The organism is Chitinophaga ginsengisoli (genome assembly GCF_003014595.1).
Taxonomy (GTDB): Bacteria; Bacteroidota; Bacteroidia; order Chitinophagales; family Chitinophagaceae; genus Chitinophaga; species Chitinophaga ginsengisoli.
The window spans coordinates 1-22,252 of sequence record NZ_PYGK01000028.1 but is presented as its reverse complement, the minus strand read 5'-3'; the positions used below and the strand labels follow the sequence as shown (position 1 = coordinate 22,252).

The 22,252-nt window shown below is 47.2% G+C and carries 14 protein-coding genes; 5 read left to right on the top strand and 9 right to left on the bottom strand.

What is annotated here, in order from left to right; genetic code table 11:
• Nucleotides 1-65: 65 nt before the first annotated feature.
• Nucleotides 66-2,462 (top strand): ABC transporter permease, encoded by a 2,397-nt coding sequence (locus tag CLV42_RS33225; protein ID WP_106606262.1) that lies wholly within the window; start codon nucleotides 66-68, stop codon nucleotides 2,460-2,462.
• A 6-nt stretch (nucleotides 2,463-2,468) separates the two neighbouring features.
• Here the strand turns inward: CLV42_RS33225 and CLV42_RS33220 are convergent, their stop codons facing one another.
• From CLV42_RS33220 to CLV42_RS33200, 5 genes are all read right to left on the bottom strand, one after another.
• Nucleotides 2,469-4,304: a tetratricopeptide repeat protein gene (locus CLV42_RS33220; protein WP_106606261.1), complete on the bottom strand. Its 1,836-nt coding sequence runs from the start codon at nucleotides 4,302-4,304 to the stop codon at nucleotides 2,469-2,471.
• Between the two features lie 63 nt (nucleotides 4,305-4,367).
• Entirely contained in the window at nucleotides 4,368-5,162 is a 795-nt protein-coding gene (locus tag CLV42_RS33215) for a helix-turn-helix transcriptional regulator (protein WP_106606260.1), read from the bottom strand.
• Between the two features lie 13 nt (nucleotides 5,163-5,175).
• On the bottom strand, nucleotides 5,176-5,616 hold the full coding sequence (locus CLV42_RS33210) for a winged helix-turn-helix transcriptional regulator (protein WP_245901801.1): 441 nt from the start codon (nucleotides 5,614-5,616) through the stop codon (nucleotides 5,176-5,178).
• A 45-nt stretch (nucleotides 5,617-5,661) separates the two neighbouring features.
• On the bottom strand, nucleotides 5,662-6,651 hold the full coding sequence (locus CLV42_RS33205; RefSeq protein WP_106606259.1) for a hypothetical protein: 990 nt from the start codon (nucleotides 6,649-6,651) through the stop codon (nucleotides 5,662-5,664).
• Between the two features lie 22 nt (nucleotides 6,652-6,673).
• A complete protein-coding gene (locus CLV42_RS33200; RefSeq protein ID WP_106606258.1) occupies nucleotides 6,674-9,022 on the bottom strand; it encodes an ABC transporter permease in 2,349 nt (782 codons plus the stop codon).
• Nucleotides 9,023-9,659: 637 nt separating this feature from the next.
• Between CLV42_RS33200 and CLV42_RS33195 the strand changes: the two genes are divergently transcribed.
• The gene (locus CLV42_RS33195; RefSeq protein ID WP_106606257.1) at nucleotides 9,660-11,096 is read left to right on the top strand and encodes an amino acid permease; all 1,437 of its coding nucleotides are present in this window, start codon (nucleotides 9,660-9,662) and stop codon (nucleotides 11,094-11,096) included.
• Nucleotides 11,097-11,201: 105 nt separating this feature from the next.
• The gene (locus CLV42_RS33190) at nucleotides 11,202-14,441 is read left to right on the top strand and encodes a S41 family peptidase (protein WP_106606256.1); all 3,240 of its coding nucleotides are present in this window, start codon (nucleotides 11,202-11,204) and stop codon (nucleotides 14,439-14,441) included.
• A gap of 144 nt (nucleotides 14,442-14,585) precedes the next feature.
• On the opposite strand, the gene CLV42_RS33185 is transcribed toward CLV42_RS33190, so the two are convergent.
• The 4 genes from CLV42_RS33185 to CLV42_RS33170 all read right to left on the bottom strand — a co-directional run bounded on the left by CLV42_RS33185 (nucleotide 14,586) and on the right by CLV42_RS33170 (nucleotide 19,111).
• Nucleotides 14,586-15,473 carry a cell envelope integrity protein TolA gene (locus CLV42_RS33185; RefSeq protein WP_106606255.1) on the bottom strand — a complete coding sequence of 296 codons (888 nt, stop codon included), beginning with the start codon at nucleotides 15,471-15,473 and terminating at the stop codon, nucleotides 14,586-14,588.
• Between the two features lie 258 nt (nucleotides 15,474-15,731).
• A complete protein-coding gene (locus tag CLV42_RS33180) occupies nucleotides 15,732-17,405 on the bottom strand; it encodes a M56 family metallopeptidase (RefSeq protein WP_106606254.1) in 1,674 nt (557 codons plus the stop codon).
• Between the two features lie 15 nt (nucleotides 17,406-17,420).
• Nucleotides 17,421-17,822 (bottom strand): BlaI/MecI/CopY family transcriptional regulator, encoded by a 402-nt coding sequence (locus tag CLV42_RS33175; RefSeq protein ID WP_106606253.1) that lies wholly within the window; start codon nucleotides 17,820-17,822, stop codon nucleotides 17,421-17,423.
• A gap of 128 nt (nucleotides 17,823-17,950) precedes the next feature.
• Nucleotides 17,951-19,111 carry an alginate lyase family protein gene (locus tag CLV42_RS33170; protein WP_106606252.1) on the bottom strand — a complete coding sequence of 387 codons (1,161 nt, stop codon included), beginning with the start codon at nucleotides 19,109-19,111 and terminating at the stop codon, nucleotides 17,951-17,953.
• Between the two features lie 402 nt (nucleotides 19,112-19,513).
• On the opposite strand from CLV42_RS33170, the gene CLV42_RS33165 reads away from it, so the two are divergent.
• Complete coding sequence (locus CLV42_RS33165; RefSeq protein ID WP_106606251.1) at nucleotides 19,514-20,518, top strand: GlxA family transcriptional regulator; 1,005 nt, start codon at nucleotides 19,514-19,516, stop codon at nucleotides 20,516-20,518.
• A 101-nt stretch (nucleotides 20,519-20,619) separates the two neighbouring features.
• Nucleotides 20,620-21,948 (top strand): ethanolamine permease, encoded by a 1,329-nt coding sequence (eat, locus tag CLV42_RS33160; RefSeq protein WP_106606250.1) that lies wholly within the window; start codon nucleotides 20,620-20,622, stop codon nucleotides 21,946-21,948.
• The last annotated feature ends 304 nt before the right edge of the window (nucleotides 21,949-22,252 follow it).

Below are 22,252 nucleotides of genomic sequence, written 5' to 3'. Positions count from 1 at the left end.
TGATAATCATATGTAAATGAAACTGTCATTATTTTTGTACCGCTAGCACAATAAGTCCATCCGCTATGATCAAAAACTACCTTAAGACCGCTATCAGGAACCTCTTACGTAATAAGGTCTATTCTGTTATCAATGTGCTCGGATTAAGCATAGGTTTGGCCTGCGGGATGCTGATCATTTTATATGTGAAGGATGAGGTGAGTTATGACAGGTTTCACGAAAACCTGAGCAGCATTTACCGTATTGGTATAAAGACCTTTGATAAAGACGGAAAGATGGATGGTAAGGGTGGATACACCGGTTATTTGCAGGGGCCGCGCTTTGCCGCAAATATTCCTGGTATCAAAACCTTTGTACGTGTGCAGAGTGATATGCAGGATGTAAAAACGGGTACAGCTATTAAGGCAGAAAGTGTACATCGTGTGGACTCCGCTTTCTTTTCCGTTTTTTCCTTTCCCCTGCTAAGTGGTAATCCGGCAACAGCACTGACATCTCCCGATGGGATTGTGATCAGTGAAGACATGGCAAAGAGACAATTCAGCACTACTGATGCGCTGGGTAAAACCATTATGATGAAAAGTGGGGATGAGGCGTTTAAGCCCTATACAGTAACAGGGGTAGCGAAAAGAAGTCCGCAGAATTCCTCTTTGAAGTTCAATGTTTTAATGCCGATAAAACCCTCTGCAGCTGAGGAGGCAAATGATGATAACTGGTTCAACTTCTTTCTCAATACTTTCATTTTATTGCAGCCCGGCACAGATGCTGCAAAGGTGGAGCAAAAGATCAGGCAATTTTATGCAAAGGATGCTGCTGAAGCCTTAAAAAGGCAAACGGAAAAATATGGACCTTTAGGTACGGTTGAATATCACCTGCAATCCCTGCCAGATCTGCATCTTAGTCGTGATTACCGGGCAGACAATGGATTGACGAATGCGAGTGATCCTCTTTACTCTTACATTCTTTCTGGTATCGCATTATTTGTGCTGTTGATAGCCTGTATCAATTTTGTAAATCTGACGATAGCGCGTTTGTTGAAACGTGCAAAAGAAATCGGCATCCGCAAAGTAGTGGGTGGAGACAGGAGACAACTGATGATGCAGTTTATGGGAGAATCTTTTATCCTCAGTTTTGCTGCTTTCCTGCTGGCGCTGATTATGGTAAAGTTGTCATTACCTGTTTTCAATGAACTGGCCAATAAGGCATTGGCACTGCAATATTTATTTGATGGCAGACTGGTAATGGGATACATCCTGTTGTTTCTGGCCACTAGTCTGCTGGCTGGCTTTTATCCTTCGCTGATATTATCAGGTTACAATCCGGTGAACGTGTTGTATAACCGCTTTACTTTATCCGGAAAGAACTATCTGCAGAAAGGATTGATCGTTTTGCAATTCACACTGGCCTCCTTTTTAATCATTGGTACTATCACTATCTATAGTCAGTTCAGTTACCTGACAAATGAGAAACTGGGCTATGATGATACACATCTTGTAACGGTCCGCCATAGCAGGATACCTTACGAGCAAACGGAACATATCAGGGCTGAATTGATGAAAAGTCCGGCAGTAGCAGATGTTTCTTTTAGGAGTAGTGGCGACTGGACTACATCTGCAAAGGTGAGCGGAGAAACGTCTATGGACTTTGTATATGAAACAGTCGATGAAAGCTATTTGCCTATGTTGAAGGTACCTATCATTAAGGGCCGTAATTTTTCAAAGGCATTTCCGTCCGACTCAACACATTCTGTGATGGTGAATGAGGCCTTTGTAAAGGAGGCAGGCTGGAAGAATGCGATAGGGCAGGAGGTGAATTTCTGGTACAATCAGGAGAAATATACAGTCATAGGAGTGGTCAAAGATTATCACTACGCCGGAATGGCGCAAAAGATAGGGCCGCAGTTGTTCACGATGAAGCATGCTAACCAATACGGCAGTACTTTTATCAAATTACATTCAAATAGTGAGACTGCTGCATTGACACACATAGAAAAGATATTTAAGCAGGTCTTTCCGCTGAGTCCCTACGAGTATACATTTAAAGATGTTGAGAACCGGCAGCGGTATGAAGCAGAAGCGAGGTGGAAGCAGATTATCCTGTTGAGCGCCTTGCTGACGATCTTCGTGTCCTGTATCGGTTTGTTTGGTCTTTCCGTATTATCTGCGGAGAGAAGAACAAAAGAGATCGGTATCCGCAAGGTACTGGGTGCTTCTGTGGCCTCGGTGGTCACTATTTTATCGAAGGATTTTTTGAAGCTCGTCATTATCTCCCTGGTATTGGCGATGCCGGTGGCATGGTATGCGGGTAACAAATGGCTGGAGAACTATCCATACCGTATTACGCTCAACTGGTGGCTGTTTGCTACAGCCGCCTTCCTGGTGTCTGCTATTGCATTGGCAACAGTAAGTTTCCACGCAGTGAAAGCAGCTGTAGCTGATCCGGTGAAGAGTTTGAGAGCAGAGTAGAGTGATCTACTGTTTACTCAAAGGATCGACATCCCGGAAACATGTTTGTATCTGGCTGGCGGAAAGGAGATGCAGTTGTTTTATGGCAGGCAGTGTTGTATCATATCCGCTGATCTCTGGTTGATGTTGCCCCATCCAGGTCAGGGCATTCTCCAGTATCATCCTGTTGGCCATACCGTGGCCTGAAGGACCAACGGTGGCAACAAGCTTACCGAATATGTATTGCGGAAAATCTGCACAGGCAATTTCAGATAGTTTGGCGCGGTATTCCCGTTCGCTGCTGGGCGCTTTTTCAAAGTCTTTCGCAAAATAGATCTGGTCAATACTATGCCGGCCCTCATGTGCGAAAATAGAAGCATCTTCCTGTTTTCTTTCGAGGGCATTCATGAACTGTAACTGCAGCTCGCTGCCGCGTAATCCCTGATTGTATAAGGTAGCATACACGCTGTCCATCGCATTAATCCGTAAGCGTATATTGATACCGTTAAGCAGTGTGGCAGTGTCAGATGTGGTGTTGGCAATGGCCTTTTCAAAAACGGATAACTGCTCTTTGCGCACCGTACTGTCGGTAATGAGCGTCCATGCCTCCACAGGTTCCGTCATGTACGCTTCCCTGACCCTGTAAATCGTATCATTCACAGACCAGCCGCCGTTGCCGAATCTTTTGTTGGAAAACCAGCTGATGAATCCATTGGAGGTCATCAGGTCTATCTCAATAAAAGTAAGTGATGCCTTATACCCGTATTGCAATACATCCTTACGGGTAACATTGACGATATGTCCCAGGCATACTTCTTTTGCATGGAAACTGGATGTAACGCCCAGGAACCCCATCGTCCCGAATCGTGGTTGCATCACTTCCAGGAACTTTTCATAGGTGAGGGAATCTTTTCCTGCGGATAGATGGAGGTCTTTCAGCACCCCCGCAGATAGTGCCATCACCTGTTGTTCAAACAGACTGTCCTTGGCAGTATGCACAGCTATCTGACGATAATAGTTATCTGTGAGTGTACCTAATGCCTGCAGGTACCGTGCATAAATGAGAATGTCTTTCTGTGAAGGTATTGCCAGTAATGCAGCATGCTCATAAAAGCCAGATCTTGCCAGTGCCTGGGCTATCTGTTTCCGCTCCGTAGCAGAAAGCGTATTGCCTTTCCAATACGGCAATATTGAGGCTAATACCTTTGCGGGTTCCTTCAGATAGGCATAGGCACTGTCTGCCGTTACAAAATGAAAATAAGCGTTCCAGCCATTCAGCAGTAAGCGGCCATCCTTTTGAAGGATACCTGTTCCCACCAGCAGTTTTGCAGCCTGCGGATGCCCTGGCATCTGTTGCAGTACTTCCATCAGTAACTGGCCTGCTTTGTTTAACTGGTGTACATCGGGATGTGTACTGCTTTTGGAAGAAAGGTAAACAGTGTTGGCATAGGCGATGGCAGCATCTCTACGTTCAGCCGGAGTAGCGGCAAGCTGTAAGGCCTTTTCTGCAGCTTCCAGCGAAACAGCATAACGTTGCGCTTCCGCAGCGATGTTGCTGAGCGCCACAAGAGCAGCATTGCCGCTTGCCCGGATAGCCAGTGCACTGTCAAGGCGTTTGGTGGCAAGCGCATAGTTGTGCTGGAATTGCCAGTCGCGCAGTGCCAGCGTGCGGTATACTTTAGCGCTGTCGCTCGCATTGGTATGCGGGTCACGTAGCATGTCTCTGAGAATGGCGGCAGCACCGTTCATATCAAAGGTGAAGAATGCGCGGGCGGCCTTCTCCCATAGCATATTGGTTTGTTGTGCCCGGGAAGGGGAGGGTATCAGGTAAAGGAGTAAAAATAATGTGATGATACGTTTCATATGTTACGGAATCTTACTTGCTGACAAAGTAAGCACTCCCGTAAAGGACAAAATTGTACAGAACTAACCTTTCAGCGTTTTGCTGAAATCGCGGGGGGAAGCACCGAAGTAATTTTTGAAGCTGCGACTGAAATGACTTTGATCGTAAAATCCGCTGCTGTAGCCGATGCCAGTCAGTTTCTCCTGACCCGATACAATGCTGTTGGCGGCCTTTTCCAGTCTTACCCGGGTAATATATTCTGACAGGCGCAGGCCTGTTTTTTCCTTGAACTTCCGCAGCAGGTAAATTGGGTGAATATTCACTTCCGCCGCGAGTACGTCCACCAGGTGGGGATCGTCGGGCATATCATTGATACGGTCTGTAATTGTTTTGATCCATGTCGCCTGACCATACCTGGAAAGAGGATCCTGCTCAAACAGATTGGTAACGATCTCAAAAGACAGCATATCCAGCGTATCAGCAGCATGTCCTTTGAGGAAACGGTAATGCAGCAGGAAGAGATCGAGGAATGACTGTTTGAAGATCATTGTATGCTGTGCTTTCCGTTGCCGGTTGAATAGATCATTGACGTTATTCTTAAGCTCAAGATTGAAACATTTTCCTGGCTGCTCATCAAAGATGTTGGCATGTTCATGATCGTCTGGCCGGAAGATGGAGTACCCACCGGCGATAATAGTATCTTCTTTGCTGTCTTTTTCGATATAGTTACCTTCCAGCAGCAGGCTGAGATAAGGATTTTCGTGATGATGTCTTGGGATGGCCGCATCGGGGGCATATACGGTCAGGGTGAGATTGAAATGTTCCAACTCAAGCCGGCGAACAGTATTGCCATAGAATTTTCCGTCGGTTAACAACATGATGCGATGGTGTTTAGGATGTTGCCTGTGAAGCGGCTCTCATACGGTTTTTGATGTTGGTCCTGTGCATAGTACCCCATTCACGTAATGATTGCAGTACATCTTTCAGGGTATCGGCATAATCTGTTAGTATATATTCCACTGCCACAGGAGATCCTGCCTGTACCGTACGGACGAGAAAACCATTCAGTTCAAGGTCTTTCAGTTCGTTGGACAGTACCCGGGCGGAAATGCCATCTACCCGGCGTTGCAGTTCATTGAACCTGGTAAATCCTTCGGTGAGGGCGATGATGATCCTTAACTTCCATTTCCCGCCTATTACATACAGGGCATCACCTACTGCTGTTAAGGCTGCTGAGCATTCCGACCTGCCCATCACGGCCCTGCCCACCGGTGTTGACTTTGCAGCGCATTCCGCTGTTTGCTGTATCTCCTGAACATCTGTTTCAGCCATATTTCACGTTTAAGTCAGCTAAAGGTACTAACTTTTTATTAGTGGCTAGCATTTTATGTCATACAACATCCTGCCGGGCTGTCCGTTCCTTTTGCGTATAAAATGTAATTCTACCTCATTGCCGGCCTGAACGCTGGTACCCAGGTTCTCAATAGGCCGGACGAGGTATAGCTTGTCACCGACCCTGTAATAGACGTCGCCGGTACCCCGGTTAGGCCGCATGGTGGAGATGATCTCGGTGACCTTACCGCGGATCACAACTTTGCTCTCCGCCTGGCTGTAGCTGTTATAGACGTAATAAGCGGGAGTGGCCAGTAAAAAGAAGACGAGGTATATAACGCCGATGACGATGTACAGGTTGGAATAATATCCCCTGGCAATACCCCCCAGCAATAATATCAGGGCCAGGCCGGTACAGCTGGTCAGAAACAGTTTCACGAGTGTGGACTGTTTCTCTTTCATCAGCAATTGGTCATCGTTGGAGATCCGGGCGGTACTTTCCCTGAAAGGGGTATGGGGGTATTCTGCTTTCAGCAGGATATTGCCTGATGTGCTGACGTGCAGCACCACCTCTTGCCCGGGCTGACCATTGATGCTTTTGACAATCGCCGGATGATACGTGTTTTGTTGTTCGTAAAAGAAGCTTTTATCTGGCAGGGCAGGTTTCACATCAACGATGTCATTAGTAGCGCTGATATACTGTAGTTCCCCCCTGGGAGTGACATGGAGTAATCTTATCCGTAGGCGTAGTATGCGTTTTTTTCCGGTATGCAGGCCGGCCCTGATCAAATGACGCTGTTTCAGGGCACTGCGCCACATAAAGAAGCAGATGCCCATCACTATTCCCCAGGCAGCGGAAACAGGAATATAAAGTGTTGCCTGCCGGCCACAGGCGGCCATGAGCAAGAGGGCAGCGAGGACCAGTGTAATGGCGGTGAACAATAATAGCAGTAACCACCGTATTCCCGTAATCCTTCCGGCGGTTTTGAGGAGCCGGATGTCTTCATTGGTAAGAGGGGTTTCTTCCTGTATCATGTATCTAAGGTAGAGAAAAACGTTATTCCGCCCGCAAGCTCTCTACAGGATTGGTCAACGCGGCCTTTATGCCCTGGTAGCTGACGGTAAAAAGCGCCACCAGTAAGACCAGTATGCCTGCCAGTACAAAGATCCACCAGGAAAGGCTGATATGATGATCGAAGGAGGAAAGCAGTAAATGCATCGCGAAGCCAGCCAGCGGGGCTGCTATCAGGAAGGCAATCAATACAGGTTTCAGGAAGTCCTGCGACAGCATCAGCCAGATCTTTGTGACATTGGCGCCGAATACCTTGCGGATACCTATCTCCTTGTTCCGTCGTTCTGCCAGGAAAGCAGAGAGCCCAAACAGCCCCATACACGATATGAAAATGGCGAGTATACCGGTAAGGCTCACCATCTGACCGGTGGAGCGGATACCCTTGAATTGCCGCTGGTAGACATCTTTTGTAAAGTGGAACTCAAAGGGGTAATCCGGGTTGCGCTTTTTGACAATCTGCTCTATCTGTGTCAGCCTTTTCTGCCAGTCGGCATCATTCCGGAGGCGGACAAACAAATGGCTCAAAGGTCCGTGATTCAAATAGACGATTAAAGGCCCGGGCGCGTTAAAGGCATCATTGAAGGAAAAATCTGCTACCACACCCACAATGGTGTTGTTACCCAGTTTAGTGCCCACTACGGGGTCTTTAAGCCCCATTTTCTTTACGGCAGCTGCATTGAGTATACAACCAGTGGAGTCCGCGCCAAAAGCCGGGTTAAAATCCCTTCCTTCAAGCAGCTGTAATCCTGCGGTTTTCACCCAGTCATATGCTACATCAGAAACATTGATATAGAAATTCTGATCGGCTGTTTTTCCGGGCCAGCTGATGCCATCCGTAGCACCGCCAAACCTTACCAGGTCATCAGCGCCGGCAGATACTGCCATGACGCCAGGCAATTGTAACAGATCATTTTTCATGACCCCGAGCTTTGTGCTCATATCACCTCTGGCAGGAATATCTATGAGATTGCTTTGTTCATAGCCGATAGGGAGCTGCTGTATATATGATTGTTGCCTGTATATAACGATGGTAGTGATGATCAGGAAAATGGAAATAATGAACTGAAAAGTAACAAGCCCTTTACGTAGCAAGCTGCTGCTTTTTTTGTTAGTGATCACTCCCTTCAACACACGTACCGGCTGAAAGGCGCTCATGAAAAAGGCAGGATAGCTGCCGGCGATCAACCCCGTAAGTATGGTCATACCTGTTACCAATAGCCAGAGTTTCCAGTCGGATAAACTGATAGTGACATTCTTTCCTGTAAAATAATTGACGCTTGGCAATAATAGCACGGCCAGTATAACGGCGATGAGCAGTGCGAGAGTGGTCATCATCAAAGCTTCGCCCAGGAACTGAACAATCACCTGTTTTTTCGTGGCGCCCAGCGTTTTCCTGACACCTACCTCACGTGATCGCATAGCAGAACGGGCGGTGGACAGGTTCATAAAATTGATACAGGCAACCAGCAATATGCATACGCCGATGACTGCGAACAGCAATACGAGCTCTATCCTTCCGCCGTTTGGCTTGCCATTTTTGAAGCTGCTATAGAGGTATCTGTCTTTAAAAGGATAGACAAATATTCCGGTATTGATATCGGTTGGAGGAGTAGGAAATAATGCATTTATCTTCTTATTGACGGCTGTGAGATTTGCGCCCGGTTTCAGTTCTACATAAGTTGCCAGCACATAGGCGTCCCAATTTCTGAACGTTCCTGCATTCTCCTGTTCCCAGATCCGGAAAGGCAGTGCCACGTGGAAGTTCACAGAGCTGTTTGACGGCAGATCCTGCATAATGGCGCCGACTTTCAGATCGTGCTGGTTGTTGTGCCGGATGATCTTGCCGATCGGATCTTCGTCGCCAAAGAGTTTTTTTGCAGTCGATACAGTAAGTACAATAGATCCGACATCTCCCAGAGTGGTAATGGGATTGCCCTGTACTGCGGGGAAGTGCATAATGTTCAGCAGATCAGGTTCCGCATATATGCCATCCTCATAAATACTCTTTCCACCATAGGTCAGTAACTGTTGCGAGTTGGAGCTGCAGTGAGCTGCGTAATTTACTTCCGGTATGCTGTTGCGCATAGCTCCTGTCAATAGCGCGGGCGTTGAGCTACCTGTCCTGATATTGCCTTCCTGCCTGGAGTTTGCGAGCAGCATATAAATATGATCGATGTTCTTGTGGAACCGGTCCTGTTCAAATTCACTTTTGATGAGAAGTATGATCAGCATCCCTGCAGTCAAACCTATTGCCAGCCCACAAATGTTGATCAACGCGGCAAGCCTGTTCTTTACAAAACTTCTGGAAGTGATCTTTAAGTAATGCTGAAGCATGAACGCAATTTTGCAGAACAAGCTACTAAGGGAGTGCCAGTATTGTATTATATTAATTAGTTGTAATTTATGATTGATGATAATTAATAAAGTGTTCGTTTTTGGAACAAGGGCTGTTCATATGTGGGCAGGAGAGAAAACTTCCGTTATAGCCCCATGTACTTCTCCGCATATTACGCATTGCAAAATTGCACCTTTAACGGATGCAGTTCCCTTCACATCATCACACACCATTTTCCTGCTTCCCGGAAAATGAAAATGCGTTGATCATTTCCTCCTGCGCGCCGCAAAGACACATTTATATCATCATTGTTACTGGTAATTTTGCTAATGTAGGCCCCGTGGGCCTTCTATCGGTATATCGGGAACTGGCATAGTCGTTTTCCCACCATCAAAACGTGATAAATCCACGCTAAAAAGAGATTTAAAAAATAAGCCGCCCTATAAAGAGCAGCTGTCTGATATCCCTATACCTATGAAATATATTGTCTAAGTTATAAAAGAGGATGAATGATCTCGTTAATGAGATGTTAACAGAATTAAAATAGTTCATTACGTCCCTGGGAAAACGGAAAACCTATTAATTTTGTAGGGTAATAGGAAGAGGTGTACCTTTGCCCCCAAACCAACTTTACCTGTGATAAAAAAATCAATTGAAAGTCTCCAGCAGGAAGCTGCTCAGAGTGGGGCCAACACACTAAGACGTAATCTCGGGGGTATCAATCTCATTGCTATAGGCATTGGCGTGATCATAGGCGCCGGTCTTTTCTCCCTGACAGGCATTGCTGCTGCCAATAATACCGGTCCTGCCGTTATATTGTCCTTCATTCTTGCAGCTGTTGGTTGCGCCTTTAGTGCGCTGTGTTACGCAGAAATGGCCTCTATGGTGCCTGTTGCCGGTAGTGCTTATACGTATGCCTATGCCACCCTGGGTGAACTATTTGCCTGGATCATCGGCTGGGACCTGGTGCTGGAATACTCCGTAGGCGCCGCCACCGTGGGTATCAGCTGGTCTAAATACCTTATTACCTTTCTGGATAGGTTTAATATCCACTTGCCGGCCCAACTGGTCACCTCTCCGTTTGAGCTGGTTAAACTGGCGGATGGTACACTGATACATGGTTATATCAACCTGCCTGCTGTATTGATCATCGTTTTTATTACTTCCATTATCATCTTCGGTACCAAGGGTTCTGCATTGTTCAATGCTATCGTGGTAGCTTTGAAAATAGGCGTTGTATTGGTCTTTATCGCCCTTGGCTGGCACTATATCAATCCGGAGAACTATAAGCCCTTTATTCCGCAGAATACAGGCGAATTCGGGCATTTCGGTGTGAGTGGCATTCTGCGGGGAGCCGGTGTCGTATTCTTTGTATTCATTGGTTTTGATATCGTGGCCACCATGGCACAGGAAACGAAGAATCCCAAAAAGAATATGCCCATAGGCATCCTGGGTTCCCTGATCATCTGTACCATTCTATTCGTTCTCTTTGGTTATGTGATGACCGGACTGGCACACTATACCGAGTTCAAAGACAATGCTGCGCCCGTGGCCGTAGCCATTGCACATACGCCATATGAGTGGTTGTTCCTGGCGGTAATAGCCGCTATCCTGATAGGATATACTTCCGTGATCCTGGTAGACCTACTGGGTCAGTCAAGGGTATTCTATTCCATGAGTAAAGACGGTTTACTGCCATCCGTATTCGCCACACTGCATCCCCGCTTTGCCACTCCTTATAAGTCAAATATCGTTCTCTGTATCTTCATCAGTCTTTTCGCCGGACTCGTACCCATTCATGTAGTGGGCGAGATGACCAGCATTGGTACCCTGCTGGCCTTTGTAATGGTCTGCCTGGGTGTCATCATCCTGCGTGTCAAACAGCCGGATATCCCAAGGTCCTTCAAAACACCCTTTGTGCCGGTAGTACCGATACTCGGTATCCTCACCTGCCTGCTGATGATGTTCTCTTTACCACTGGATACCTGGATAAGATTGATTGTATGGCTGCTGATCGGTTTTGCTATCTACTTCGGGTATGGCCGCAAGCATAGCAAACTGCGGAATAGCTGACAGCAGGGAATCGCCATCAGGAAAGAACGCCACTTATCATTTCCGGAATAAAGACGTTGTTGCATTTACTATCTTGGATGGTGAATCTAACAGCAGCCTTTATTTATGAGAAAACTATTACTCGTTCTTACAATGTGCTATGCTGCTACAACAGGCTATGCACAGGAAAACGCCTTATGGCTCAGATACCCCGCTATTTCCCCTGATGGCAAGACCATCGCTTTTGGTTACAAAGGAGACATCTACCGGGTGGATGTCAATGGTGGTGTGGCCATTCCCATCACTATTCATGAAGCCCATGATATGATGCCCGTATGGAGCCATGACGGTAAATCCATCGCTTTTGCCAGCGATCGCTACGGCAATTTCGACGTATTTGTAATGCCGGCCACGGGAGGTACACCTGCCCGTCTGACTTACAACAGTGCCGCCGATGTGCCGTACGATTTTACGCCTGATAATAAACAGGTGCTCTTCGGCAGTGCCCGCAATGCACCGGCCAACAGCGTGCGTTTCAGCTCCGGCCTGTTTGACAACCTGTATACCGTGTCCGTCACCGGTGGCCGCTCTCTCCTCGTGAGTGCAGCTGGCGCCGAGTCGGCCCACTACAACGGGAAAGGTAACCAGATCATCTTCCAGGACATCAAAGGATATGAAGATCCCTGGCGTAAACACCATACATCATCTGTAACGAGGGACATCTGGGTGTACGACCTGGCCACTAAAACCTACAAACAGGTATCCGGCTATGAAGGTGAAGACCGTGAACCCCTGTTTGCAGATAACGAGCAGGTATTTTACCTGAGTGAAAAAGGAGGCATCTCTCAGAACCTCTTCAAAGGTTCTGTAACAGATAAGAATAAAATGCAGCAGCTTACCCGCTTTGAAAAGCATCCGGTACGTCATCTGTCCAAATCTGATGACAACCTGCTTTGCTTTACCTGGAACGGGGAAATCTATACATTAAAAGAAGGTCAGCAGCCAAAGAAGGTGCCTGTCCAGATCTTTAACGACGGCCGTTCTTCTGTGGCTAAACCATTGCCCATCAGTGGTAATGTAACGGAGTTTGCCATGAGCCCTAACGGGAAGGAAATGGCCTTCGTAGCCCGTGGTGAGATCTTTGTGACCAGCGTGGAAGGTAATATGACCAAACGTATCACCAACACACCCCAGCAGGAAAGATCTGTAACCTGGGCGCCTGATGGAAAACATATCGTTTATGCGGCTGAAAGGAAAGGCAACTGGGATATCTACCAGGCTTCGATCGTCCGTTCTGAAGAGCCCTACTTCTTCGCATCTACTATTCTGAAGGAAGAACCGCTTATCGCTACCGGTGCAGAGGAATTCCAGCCCCTGTTCTCTCCTGACGGTAAGGAGATTGCCTATACGGAAGACAGGAATGTATTGCGTGTATACAATATCGCCTCTAAAAAGAGCCGTACGCTATTGCCTGCAGGTCATAACTCGTCCTACTCTGACGGCGACTGGCAGTTTGCCTGGAGCCCCGACGGGAAGTGGATCGTGACCGATGATCACCAGGGTTATTTCAATGTAAGTAATGCAGCTATCATTGCTGCTGACGGCAAAGGACAGAACATCTATCCTGTGCTGAGTGGCTTCGGAGAAAATAACAACAAATGGGCGGCAGATGGTAAGGTAATGACCTGGCTGAGTGACCGTGATGGTCGTCGTGGATTGGCAAGACAAGGCGCCACTGAAGTGGACATCTTCGGTGTGTTCTTTGACCAGGAAGCATTCGACAGGTTCAAATTATCCAAAGATGAATTCAATCTCCTGAAAGAGAAAGAAGACAACGCAAAGAAATCCGGTAAGGATTCCGCTACCACGAAAAAAGATACTGTTACTGCGCCTAAAAAGCCTTTTAATCCGGACTTCGACAACCTGGATAGCAGGATCATCCGCATGACCATCAACAGCGCCTCTATCAGCGATTATGTGCTGAACAACGATGCCAGCAAAGTATATTACATGGCCGCTTTTGAAAAAGGCTATGATCTCTGGGTAACAGAACCGAGAACAGGGGAAACAAAGATACTGGCCAAATTAGGCGGTAGTCCGGGTAGTATTGAACTGAGCAAGGATGGTAACACCCTGTTTGTCAGCAACCGTGGCAGCGTGGTGAAAGTAGATGCCACCTCCGGCAAGATCACACCTATTGCTATTAGTACAGAGTTCCTGCTGGACCAGGAAGCGGAGCGCAGTTATATCTATGAACATGCCTGGAAACAGGTGGAAGACAAGTTCTATAATCCGGCTGAATTAAAACAGATAGACTGGGAAATGTATGCAAAGAACTATGCACGTTTCCTGCCGCATATCAGTAACAACTACGACTTCCAGGAGCTGCTCAGCGAACTGCTGGGAGAGCTGAATGCTTCCCATACCGGTGGCCGCTTCTACGCAAATCGTGCCGATGGTGATAATACATCAGCACTGGGTTTACTGTATGATGAAACATACACCGGCAATGGCCTGAAAATAGACGAAGTAATAGCAGGAGGACCATTCGACAAAGCCTTCAGCAAACTGAAGAAAGGCAATATCATCGAGCGCATAAACGGAGAAGAGATCACGGCACAACAGGATTGGGCCATCCTGCTGAACCGTAAAACAGGTAATAACATACTGGTAAGCATCTATGATCCGGCTACACAGAAACGCTGGGATGAATCTGTAAAACCTATCTCCGGTCAGGAAGAAGGTAACCTGATGTACAAACGTTGGGTGACCAGCATGCGGAAGATGGTGGATAAACTGAGTGGTGGTAAAGTAGGATATGTGCATGTACAGGGCATGAACGATGCCAGCTTCCGTTCTGTATACGATGAAGTAATGGGTAAGAACAGGGAGAAACAGGCCCTGATCGTAGACACCCGCTTCAACGGCGGTGGATGGCTGCACGATGACCTGTACAACTTCCTCAGCGGAAAAGCATATATGAACTTCGCACCACAGAGCCGCAGAACAAAAGCATGGGAACCACAGACCCGATGGGCAAGGCCTAGCTGTGTACTGGTAGGAGAGGGAAACTACAGTGACGCACATATCTTCCCTTTCATCTACAAACAGGATAACCTGGGTAAACTGATTGGTATGCCGGTAGCAGGAACAGGTACGGCAGTCTGGTGGGAACGGCAGATAGATCCTACATTGGTTTTTGGTATTCCGATGGTAGCAACGTTTGGAAGAACAGGGGATCACCCGCTGGAGAACATGCAGCTGGAGCCGGATATCCGCGTGCCGCTGCGTTATGAAGACGCGCTGAGTGGTAAGGATGATCAGCTGGAAGCAGCGGTGACAGAGATGTTGAAGGAGATTAAATAAATCAGGATAATGTTACAATGAAAGCGGGTGTGTCAGCAATGATACACCCGCTTTTCATTGTCAGCAAAGGATAAAAGATGGCCGTCCCAGAACAGGGACGGCTTTTCTCATAGTAGAAAGTAACTATCTTATAAGCAGGTTGTTTTAGTTGTCTCTGTGCATCTGTATACGTTTGCCCGAGCCATCAGACATGTATGAGAAATTGCCTTTGGCAAAGCGGCTATATTTATCCTGGTACTTTTTGTGTACAGCATCAGGTTGTTTAATACCATTCACTGTCATTTCAACGGGAGACATTGTCAGCATACGCAGGTCACTGGCATCAGTGATCAGTTTATCGTTCACAAGATCGACGGTCAGGTCGGCCAGTAGTTTCCTGTCAGCTTCTGCCTGTGCGCGGTCTTTCTCCGCTTGTGCGCGGTCTCTCACGGCTTGCTCCCTGTCTTTCTCTGCTTGTGCGCGATCTCTTACAGCCTGTTCTCTGTCTCTCTCAGCCTGCTCACGATCCCTATCCGCCTGTTGCTTGTCTTTGATAGATTGCTGCCGGTCTAATTCAGCCTGTGTGCGATCCTTCTGTGCCTGCAGACGGTCATGGTCTGACTGCCCTCTGTCCTTATCTGCCCGTATGCGATCCAGTTGGGCCTGTTCCCTGTCTTTCTGCGCCTGCAGGCGGTCGCGATCTGCCTGTATACGATCCAGTTTAGCCTGTTCTCTGTCTTTATCCGCCTGTATGCGGTCCAGTCTTGCCTGTTCCTTATCTTTCTTCATCTGTTCACGGATCTCGTCAATAATGGTCTTATAATCGCCCCATTTCTCCTCCGGCACACTTACACCATCCACTGAAAGAAAGGTCATTTTACCATCCGTAAATTCTAATTGATAGGTCTTATCATCGCGGTCGGTAACAATACGTTCCTTCCCGTTTTTCTGACTGCTGCTATATTGGGAAGTAGTCTTCTGTGCGTTCAGGGAAACTGCCAGTACCAGGAATATTGCAAGCAGTATGTTGCTTTTGAAATAATGTGTTCTCATTTTCTGATGAATTTAAAAGTTTGTAAATAGCGTCTGGTATGTACAGGCAATAAATATCCTGTTACAGCCGTAGCTGTTAAAAAATGATGCATGTTTGTAAATAATGCCCGGAAATGAGCGGGAAATAAAAGTCCTGTCGCAGTAAGGACTGCGAAAAAATCTTAGGTCATATTATTGTTTTTAGAATGGTAGTGGCAATACAATGCCATCCGCGCAGCAGCACGGCTTTTTAAAACGATGAATTATTATATAATTGGATTATTGTGTTTGCAGTCTTTTTTCCGCCTCTGCTCTGGCCCGGTCTTTATCAGCCTGTATGCGATCAAGGTTTGCCTGCATCCTGTCTTTTTCTGCCTGTAAACGGTCCAGCCTTGCCTGCTCTCTGTCCTTGTCTGCCTGCAGGTGATCCTGAATGGCCTGTTCACGGTCTCTTTGCGCCTGCTGACGATCTCTGTCAGCCTGTGCACGATCTTTATCTGCCTGTATGCGGTCCCTGCTGCTCTGTTCCCTGTCCCTGTCTGCCTGCTGTTTGTCTTTATCCGCCTGTATGCGGGCCAGTCTTGCTTCGCCCTTCTGACGATTCTGTAGTGTTACTTCAGATGCTGTCAGTGTTACCTCTTTGCCATCGGCAATAAGGCGGAGCTGAGAGGTCTGCATATCATCAGCCAGTAACTTTTCCTCGTAATGCTCATCCACAGGATCTTTTGTTATCGTTACCTGGTGTATAATGACGGGTGGAGCAGGCTTTACATCATTTATCTGTTCCTTCTGCCGGGAAGGAGCGACAGATGGTGCAGTGCTATCCTTCAAGACAATCACGGGCAACTGTGGCTGCTTAGGTGGCACATAATTCCTGGCAGTGTTATGTTGTTTGCTGGAAACAGTACGTTCCATACTCCGCAATTGCGTGATAGCAGCTGTGGATAAGATGGCCGTCAGTAGTAGTACACCCGCCATGAAGAATACCTTTTCTGCTGTTCCCAGCGGTTGATTTTTGTTATTGATAATACGGCTGACCCTTTGTAACAACTGGTTCTTCTTGCCGGGAAATGCAACAGCAATGGTATGGCTGTACATGGCGTGTTCCTTGAAACTGATCAGTGCCTGTATAAACTCTTTTTTGTTACCGGTTTGTCCGAGGGCAATATCATCGCAACAATGTTCTCTTTCATCCCGCAGTAATCCGGAGATCCATAAGAGACCGGGATTAAAGAAGTAAACAGTTTCACAAAGGGTTTGCAACAGGTTCACGATATAATCATGCCGGCGTATATGGGCCAGTTCATGTAGTAATACCGCTTCTAACTGTTCAACCGGTAAACCGGTTAACAACCCTGCAGGCATCAGTATCACCGGTTTCAGATGTCCTATTATCATAGGCACTTTTACACGGGCAGATTCCAATAACCGGATGTGTTTACTGATATGTAGTTTGTTGCAAAGCAGGGCAAGCCGTTCCTGCCAGTCGGCCGTAACAGGCGTGTATTGCTGTTTTGTCTTTTGCAGATAGATCAGTCCCTGCACCATCCTGAAGGAACGAAAAGTGAAAAAGATAGCCCATATGAGTACCAGCAATGAGGCATGGGTGGAAATATAAGCCGCACCTGCGTCGGCAAACTGCTGTATGTTAATCGCGTTGAGTTGCAGCAATTGTGACGCATTCTGTCCGATGGTGCCAGCTAGTGGTACAATACTTTCTGAAGGCCCGTTCATGCCACGGAAGAAGGTCCATATACAGGCCAGTATAAACAATACAAACTGAATAAATATAATATTGTACCGCCATCGTGCAGACGCTCTTTTGGTGAATTGCAGCAACATCGCCGTTATAACGGCCAGCAGCAATCCCTGCCAGAGGGAATGGACGAGCATCCAGCTAAATGCCTGCAGAAACCGTTCGCCGCCTGAATATAAGTTGAGGTCCGGGTACATGGGTGTAGAATTTGGTTATTTACCATCCATATTTTTCAATAACTCCTTGATCTTCTTTAACTCTTCCGGCGAGGTCTTGTCGTTGCCCAGCAATGCCACCATCAGGTCACTCGGAGAGCCATTATACATAGCGTCCATAAAACGGCTCAGCAACGTACCCTTCACCTTTCTCTCCTCCACAGCTGCGCTATAAACGTGTTTCATGCTACTTTCATCACGGTCCAGCATCCCTTTTTCCTTCATTACCTGCATCAGTTTCAGCGTGCTGGTATAGATCACCGCTTCTTTCTGCTCATTTAGTTTATCATGCACAAAGCGTACAGTAGAAGGACCGTACTGCCAGAGTATCTGCAGCACGTCCATTTCAGTTTTCGTCGGCACCATCTCAGGGGATGTATCTTTCTTAAATAAGCTCATGAATCAAAGGTATGCATTAAAAACGTACGTTACAATAGCTAGGGTGTCTTTTTTTAAAAAAAAGACCGCCCTGGAATATCCGGGACGGTCTTTTATCCGCTATAGCCGTGACGTCTGTTTACGGCTTATTACAGGCCAGGTACGTTAAAGTGTGTATATGAAGTGAAGCCTAAGAATGTTCTGTCATTAGGCACATACAGCGGATCCTGCAGTTCCCGCAGGTACTGCAGATTAGCTGTTTTGTAATAATTGTAAGCCACTTCGGTACCCGGGAATACAGGGCTGGAAGTAGAACAGGTAGTACAGGAAGTGGTCCTGGCGTAGGCTTTTCTCATATAATCATAGCCTTTGCTCAGCAGGTTGGAGTTGAATGTCCACAGGGAATTATCGCCCTGTATATTTGCCAGCTCGGCCGCATATGCAAATGCAGTCAGTGAATACTGGTAATGTACGCAGTCGTTCCTGTCGCAATACTCCGGAATGGTGCCGTCAGATTTGATAATGATCGGCAGATGCTGTGTAATGATATTATAACCATTCTGGTACACAGTAGTGCTGTTCAGGAAAATACCGATGGCCATTTTAGCATAACCGGCAGAAGCATTCCAGTTGTTGTTGTACGCCGGCGTATTGTTGATGTAGTTGTTCTTCACCAGGTTCAGGTAGTTGTTGAACTGGTTGATATCAGCGTCAGACCAGCCGGCTGATTGTCCGAAGGCCTTGTAATAACGGATGATCTCAGCAGCGGCAACGAAGCTGGGAGTGGTCCAGGAAGCCTCCAGCGATGGCTGGTACTGGTTAGAACCGGACAGTACAGCGTACTGTTTAAACGTGTAGGACCAGCCGTTCAGGATAGCGATACACTGTTGTGCGTAGGTAGCAGTACCGGTTTTTGCCCAGCGCAGCGCCAGTGCATACGCCAGTATAGCGTCCTTCCTGATCTGGCTTTTTGATTCTGTAGTGGCTCCGTTGGAGCCTACAGTTACTGTTTCCCAGAATTTTGTTGGAAGCGCATTGTTATTGACATAATCCAGTACTTTCTGGTAGGCAGCAGAACGCACTGCTTCACCACCGTTTACCTGGGAACCAACAAGGTCCAGGCTTGCCTGTGTGTTCAGCACACCAGGATGTACGAAAGTAACGATCTGTGGCGCAGCAGCAGCGGCCACCAGACTTTTGTCTGATAACGGCTTCATACTGTTTGCGTCTTGTTTTTTGCACATCAGCAACAAAGTTGCCATGGCAAACGTGGTCATGCAAAGGAGGAGGGAATTTATGGTCTTCTTCATGTTAAGAGGGATTTTTATCAGGCTATAGCGGAATGTATTGTAGTCTGATAGACGTATATGGCTATTTATGTTATTAGGTATGAGGGAATATGGTTCCAGTGGAACTCTAAACGTGGAAAATGCACTTAATATTATCTCGTTAAATTATAATATTTCTGACTCTTTTAAAGCATTATTGCGGAGAATTTTTTGGAAGGGTAGACATACCGGTATTGCTATAAAAGGAATGCCGGTCTAAATGAATGATAAAGAATTAATAACGGAAATTTATAGCTTAAGTGGGATTGGTCCCGAAGATACACAGTTGTATTCTTTTCTAGCATAACTGAAGAAGAAGCCGGTAGGCTGTATTTGAGCCGAATGTCGTAACTTGACCGGTACTTTGTTTAAAAACCTGAAATCATGATGAACCTGGCACTGTTGCTCACCTACAACCATCGGCTGATAAGCACGGCCGCCATTTTGGATGTATTCGAATCAGTAAACAGTATGTATATTACCAGCCAGCAGGCCCCTATCTTCAATATACAGCTGGTGCTGCCTGATCAGAAGGAAGTGGACATGTTCCCCCATTACGGCCGTCATACTACGGTAGCATTAAAGGAAGCTGCCAAACCGGATTTAGTGCTGATCCCTGCTTTTATTGCAGGAGATGTGGATATGGCTATTGCCGCTAACAGCACCTTTATTCCCTGGCTACGGCAACAACACCACGGAGGGACCGAAATAGCGAGTTTCTGTACCGGCGCTTTCCTGCTGGCAGCTACAGGACTGCTGGATGGTAAGCCCGCTACTACGCATATGAATGCCTGCCGCGCATTTGCAGGTCATTTCCCCGATGTACTGCTGCAACCAGACAAAGTGCTGACCTCTTCAGCGGGTGTCTATACAAGCGGAGGCGCTACCAGCACCTTCCACCTGCTGCTGTACCTGGTAGAAAAATACTGCGGACAGGACATGTCCGTAAAGGCCGCAAAACTATTCGCTATCGATATGGACCGTGAAACACAATCCTACTTCGGTATGTTCCTGCCGGAAAAGAAACATGCAGACCCGCTGATCTCCGAAGTACAGCAACGCATGGAGTCCTGCTTCCAGGAAGCGCGCAACGTGGAATCATTCATGGAGAATATTCCCGCCAGTCGCCGCAACTTCGTACGCCGTTTTAAACTGGCTACAGGTATCACCCCCATAGAATACCTGCAGAAGACCCGTATAGAGGCAGCCAAAAAGATGCTGGAACAGACCAGTAACAGCATCCTGACGGTAATGCTCGACTGTGGTTACAACGACATCAAAGCCTTCCGCAAAGTATTCAGAAAGGAGGTAGGGCTGACACCTACAGAATACAGGCTCAAATTTGCAGGCAGCCGTAATGCGAATACTTCGCTGGCGCTTGAGATGTGATCTTTTTGTGTATCTTGACAACATTTCACGGAGGGAAACGGGAATATACTTTAATCAACCAATGGTAATGATTCAGGCATTACCAGCAATCCCGTATATATATGTCTGCTCAGGAAACAGTTTTAAAGAAAGTGATCAGGCCCATACACCTTTGGGCCATCGGCGTCGGATTAGTCATCTCAGGTGAATATTTCGGCTGGAACTACGGCTGGGGGGTAGCTGGTACCATCGGCTTTCTCGTGGCCACACTCGTCATCACGCTTCTGTACATCACCTTCATTTTCAGCTTTACAGAACTGACTACCTCCATACCACAGGCAGGAGGTCCGTTTACGTATACACACAGGGCCATGGGCCCTTTTGGCGGACTGGTAGCCGGGTATGCCACTGCTGTGGAATTCCTGCTGGCTACGCCCGCCATTGCCTTCGCTTTGGGGAATTACCTGCATTTCCTCCATCCTTCGCTACCGATATTGGGAAGTGGTATCGCTTTTTATGTACTGCTAACCGTCATCAACCTGCTGGGGATTAAAGAATCAGCCCTTTTCTCACTCATCATCACCTTACTGGCAGTAGTAGAACTGCTAATATATATGGGCATTGTAGGGCCTTCTTTCAAAGCTTCCAACTTCATGCACAATGCCATGCCTGCCGGATGGCTCGGCGTATTTGCAGCCCTTCCTTTTGCGATCTGGCTGTATGTCTGTATTGAGGGAATTGCCATGGTAGCGGAGGAAGTAAAAGACCCCTCCCGGAATATCCCCAAGGGATATATCTCTGCCATGTTAACACTGGCACTACTGGCAGTGGGCGTAATGGTATTAACAGGTGGGATTACCGACTGGAAAGCATTATCCGGCATCGATTATCCTTTACCGGAAGCGATCGGCATCGTATTGGGCAAACAGAATGGTATCACAAAGGTCTTTGCAGGCATTGGTCTCTTCGGATTGATCGCATCTTTCAATGGTATCATTATCAGTTATTCCCGTCAGCTTTTTGCGCTGGCTCGCGCCGGCTATCTGCCCGGTGCACTGGCGGCACTCAGTCCTAAAAGACAGGTACCTTACATTGCATTGATAGCGGGAGGACTGCTCGGCGTAATTGCCCTCTATCTTGGTAAAACAGATCAGCTGGTGATCTTATCTGTAATGGGTGCAGTTGTGATGTATATCCTCAGTATGATCAGCCTGTTCATTCTGCGAAAAAAAGAACCCGCATTAGAACGTCCATTTAAAGCGCCGCTCTATCCCTGGTTCCCTGCTATCGCACTGATATTATCGATCGTATCATTAATAGCAATCGTCTATTACAATCAACTACTGGCGCTATTGTTCTTTTCGGGATTGATCATCGCAGTGGTTATTTTCGTCGCGATGGGAAAACACCGAGAACCGGTCACCGTCGCCCAACAAAAAATGGTTTTATAACAAAACACAATAGGACTCCGTTAGGGCTTTCGTAATACAGACCGCGACGACCTCGGGAAATGTGAACAAACGATATGGCCGGAACAACGTGAACGTAATAACAAAACACAATAGGACTCCGTTAGGAGTCCCCTTGTTGTGCGCCTGGCATGTTCATAAACTAGGAGGTGTAAGTCCTCCGCGAGCCTTGATAGTAGGAATCGCTAGCTCAAGACAAGGGTGTCCACCGTGAGGTGGAATCTGAAGGAAGTCGGCGGCAAAATCCCGGTCTGACGAACAGAAACCGCATATAAGGCAATCACTG